This is a genomic window from Bartonella elizabethae F9251 = ATCC 49927 (genome assembly GCF_000518165.1).
Lineage (GTDB): Bacteria > Pseudomonadota > Alphaproteobacteria > Rhizobiales > Rhizobiaceae > Bartonella > Bartonella elizabethae.
The window spans coordinates 1-4,639 of the sequence record NZ_JADB01000032.1 but is presented as its reverse complement, the minus strand read 5'-3'; the positions used below and the strand labels follow the sequence as shown (position 1 = coordinate 4,639).

The window sequence follows — 4,639 nt, the reverse complement described above, 5'->3', positions numbered from 1 at the left end:
CCAAGATAAAAAGCCTTGGCTAATGCCATAAAAAAAACGGCTAAAGCCGCTAACAAAACAGACAGATTTCTTTTGAACCAAAAAATCATAAGCGCTGCTCCTTAAACCGCTTGGCAACAATCACCAGTCCTGTACAAGCGGCTAAAACCATAATCCCTGCTAACGCCCACTGAATCGGTCCATTACCAACCAAAAAGCCTCCAAAGCCCGAACAAGACCCTATAATTGGGGCTAGCGCTTCTACCTTTAAAAGTCCTCTTGCCTCACGTGTTTCTACCCTGTGATAGTTCGAAGCAATGTAAGATCCTTTCGCCCACAAACCGGCTTCGGCGGCTCGACGGTTGGATAATCCCACAAAAGGCTTACCCCCTATCTTATTCCATTTCTGTAATTCACTAGGAACAGCTTCATAATCCCCTTGATTAAGCTTCTTCAACAATGTTGACTTGCAAAAGGCTTTCGTTCCTACGTTATAACAAAACGACACCAATGCCGCGAATTGATTATCCGTTAACGAAGCCGTTACCGATTCCTCGACCGTCTTCTCAAATTTCTTTAAGTCTTCACAAAGGATTGCTTCTGCTTCCTCTTGCGTAATACGCATGCCTTTTTTGACAAACGGTTGACCAGCATTGCTGGTGTGACCATAACCAATGGTCCAAATGCATGCCACATCTCTATATGCCTCTAAACGCAAGCCTTCCCATTGTTTGATAAGCTCTAATCCTTCCTTTGATATCTTTCTCATCTCAATCCTCCATAAAAAAAGCCCCACAAACGCGGGGCTGGATAAAACTCTTCTTTTATGATCTTCTATTGGCTATGCTCTTTGATCAACTGTTCGACTTCTTCAACGCAAAAGCCAAGTTGAAAAAGCGGCGCATATTCGCTTTCTTGTAATTCATACTGACAACGCTTTTCTACAAAATCATCCTCTAAATCAACCGGCATGGTTGTTGTGAGAACAACCTTATGCGTATCATCTTCTACCCCCTCTTCACCTTCACTAAGCTCTTTAACAAAGACCCAATAAAAACGCGTTGATAAAAGCATTTCTAGCCTTCTTACTGTTTCAACTTTGTCAAAAGAAAGCATGTTCAGATAATCTTCTTTGCTATTTAAATGTTCTGGATATTCTATCATCTCTCCCTCCTAAACAAAATGACGCGTATGGCTACATCCACGCGCCGCAACTTGTTCATTTCCACCATTGACAATCATGGCGGCTCGAGTAAAACGTCCATTATCCGTTGTATTACTCCAGCTACCACCCCCTAACAATGCTCTCATTTCAAACGTATTTTGCGTACGGCTTATGGGTATAGGAAACGTGCCCGATAAAAATTGCCAAACATAACCGCAACCATCCTCACAACCGATATGCGAGATCATACGACGATTCGCCGTATCCTTATATCCACCTGAAACCTTAGAGGTTGGTTCTTTCTTGCCAACAATATGTGTCTTTTCATTGCTTCCATACATAGCAGAAGCAAACGCTTCATCACTCAGTAAAGATTTTTTAACACGCGCCATATCTGTTACATGTTCGGTATAATTACGGTTTGTTGTTATATTGGTACGATACATTGATTTCGTATTTTCACCCGTCCCTGATTGAAGATAAATATCAACCCAAAGATCTGTAGAGGGGTCGTAGACCATTCCCTCTGGTGAACTATAAGGGCGGTGATTTAAACACCAAACTGAATTGGGTAAAATATCTCCTGCCTTATAACCAGACAAGGGGTGACCAGAAATCGTACCAACATCCGCACAAAGCGTATGAAACCCTCCTATCTTGCGCGAATTATTGACGCTGTAACCGCTTGGATACGTAGAGTTTTCTGATCCAACAATTTTATGAGAACCTCCCTCCGGTACCAAATAAAGATAATAATCCTTGCCCGCCGATAGAGGCGGCATGCTTATTCTGGCATCTGCCGTATAACTTACAACCAAAATATCATGAGTTCGTGGCAAAGTTAGATAGGTTCCTTTTTTCACGGTTAATTGCGCTTTGCCCGTCGCAACAAGAAAAGGGGTGGAAATTGATAAAACCGTTAAATGAGACTGTTTTAGAAAAGTGTTTATCTTTTCTGCGAGATTTTTTGCTTGTGTGGCTACTGTCTGAGCTGTTGTCGCTGTTTCTAGAGAACTCTTGATACCACTAAGCTCTTTCTTCGTTGTATCAGCTGTTGTTTTGGCTTCTTCTGCTGTTCTTTTCGCTCTATCAGCGGTTTCCTTGGCTTTTTCGGCTTCACCCTTGGCTTGATAGGATTGTGAATCTGCTACTTCCGCTTTTTTCTTGGCTTCGTCTGCATATGTCCGCGCTAAACTTGCTATAGTCTTAGCGTTATCGGCTACTTCCTTCGCGCTGTTAGCTGTACTCCACCCTTGATGAGCTTTGTTGCCTGAATTTTCCGCTATCTTCTTGGCTTCATCTGCGTACGTACGCGCTAAACTTGCTATAGTCTTAGCGTCACCTGCTACTTCCTGAGCTTTATTGGCATTACTCCACCCTTCATGAGCTGTACTTTTTGCCTTTTCTACCTCACTGCGCGCTTGTGCCGCCTCATGGTTAGCATAACCTGCCGTCTGTTTGGCTTCTTTTGCTATCTTTTCGGCTTCATCCGCTACTGTCTCTACCTGTGATGCCTTCTTTTGTGCACCATCGGCTACCTTCTTTGCCTCGTCCGCTGTCGACTTCGCACTATTGGCGACTTGTTTGATACCATCCAAAGCACCTTTCGTTTCTTCTGCTACCTTCTCTGCTGCTTCAGCTTTACTCTTCGCTGCTTCCGCTATACCCTTCACCGCCTCTACATCAGCCTGCCCTGCCGCCTCTCCTGAACGCACCGCTGATTCTGCCGCTGCTTTGGCTTCATTGGCTATTCGCGTTGCTTCAGTTGCACTCTGGTGCGCTTGCTCTGATTTTGCCGACGCACTATCCGCAGAACTTTTCGCTTCCTCTGCTAAGTTCTTGGCTTCACCAGACTTCATTAATGCTTCTGAGCTTTGTTGGCTTATCTCCTCGCCCTTCTGCTTGGCTTCATTGGCGGTTGATAATGCCGTTTCCGCTAATCCTTTAACTGCTTCAAGGGTTTTATTCGATTCATCAAAAGCATTCTTATTGTCCTCAACAAGTTTCTTTGCCTCTTCTGATAATGTTTTAGCTTCCTCAGCACTCCCCTTCGCATCCATAGCTGTGTTAGACGCACTATCCGCCGTTGTTTTCGCTGTATTCGCTTCTCTTAACGCTTGCTCTGATGTCTTTTGCGCCTCTGTAGATGCCGTGTTTGCTGTTTCCGCTAGACCTTTAGCAGTTTCAGAAATACCCTTACTCTCTTGCGAAAGCGCTCGTGCCTCTTCAACCTTCTTACTTACTTCTTCTACCAAACTCTTGGTGTTTTCATCACCTTCACGAATCGCTTGTCTATCGGCTTGTAAGGCTTGTTCTGCCACTACTTTTGCTTCATTAGCTAATCTAGAAGCCTCTAAAGCATCCTGTTGAGCTTGTTCTGATTTCAACGAAGCTCTATCTGCTGTCTCTTTCGCTTCCCTTGCATCCTTCAACGCCTCATCAGATTGCGTTTGAACTTGCTGTGCTATCTTTGTCAATTCTGTAACAGAAACTGTAGCACCTTGCGATAAACCTTTTGCCTCTTCCGAAAGCCCCTTGGCTGCATCTGCAATATTCTTCGCTTGTTCCGCCCTTTCTTTCGCAGTCTCTGCTGTCTGTTTGCCTTCTCTGACCTCTGTTAAAGCTGTCTCTACGGACGTTTGTACTTGAGATACTCTTTTTGTGAGTTCTGTAACTGAATCCGTCGCCCGTTCCGATAAACTTTTTGCCTCTTTCGCCATATCCTTGGCATCATCAGCTGTCTGTTTGGCTCCATCAGCCTTAAGACTTGCTTGGGTCGCTACCGTCTTTACTTCATGACACGTCGCTACCGCTGTTGCGGATACTTGGGTCGTCTCTGTCGCTGTTTGAGAAGCTTCTCGCGCTGTTTGTTCTGCACGTTCAGCAATCGTTTTTGATGCATCAGCTAACCTCTTGGCTTCTGTTGAGACATTCATTGCGCTGTCACTTACCTGCTTGACTTCTGCAAAACTTTGCAATGCCGTCGCTAAAGAACCTTTTGTATTACTGATTTCTCCTGTGGCTCTATCAACGGCTGCTTTGGTCTCTTCTGCCATGTGCTTTGCAGCATCAGAGGCATTTTTGGCTTCTTCGGCTAAGCCTTTAGCGCTATCCGCTGTATCTTTCGCAACATTCGCAGTTGCCGTCACTGCTGTAACCGCTTCACCCGTTTTCGTCACCTCTGCAAGCGCTTGTTCCGATACGCTCTTAGCTTCTTCTGCAACTTGTTGCGCACCATTCGCACGCGCCATCGCTTTTTCTGCCTCTTGCCTTGCATTGACAACCTGTTCTAACGGTGCAAACGTTTCATACGAATATAAAGAGGCTGTCCCTAACAATTTCGGAACAACCACCACATCTTGCGAAAGCCCTTCTCTGATTTCCTCTTCAGTCGCTACCGGTATCAGATACTCATGACTATGATCGGGGATCTTCATCTGCTTTCCTCCTTACGCCCTCTAAAGAGCTTCATCCAAAGAACACTCTTTCAAATCT

At 44.9% G+C, this 4,639-nt stretch carries 3 protein-coding genes; all 3 read right to left on the bottom strand.

Annotation, left to right across the window (positions count from 1 at the left end):
- Positions 1-85: 85 nt before the first annotated feature.
- Positions 86-748 (bottom strand): lysozyme, encoded by a 663-nt coding sequence (locus tag T429_RS0108355; RefSeq protein ID WP_005773395.1) that lies wholly within the window; start codon positions 746-748, stop codon positions 86-88.
- 65 nt (positions 749-813) lie between these two features.
- On the bottom strand, positions 814-1,143 hold the full coding sequence (locus T429_RS0108350) for a hypothetical protein (RefSeq protein ID WP_005775106.1): 330 nt from the start codon (positions 1,141-1,143) through the stop codon (positions 814-816).
- A 9-nt stretch (positions 1,144-1,152) separates the two neighbouring features.
- Positions 1,153-4,581: an alanine-zipper protein gene (locus tag T429_RS10455; RefSeq protein ID WP_026500971.1), complete on the bottom strand. Its 3,429-nt coding sequence runs from the start codon at positions 4,579-4,581 to the stop codon at positions 1,153-1,155.
- Positions 4,582-4,639: the final 58 nt, after the last annotated feature.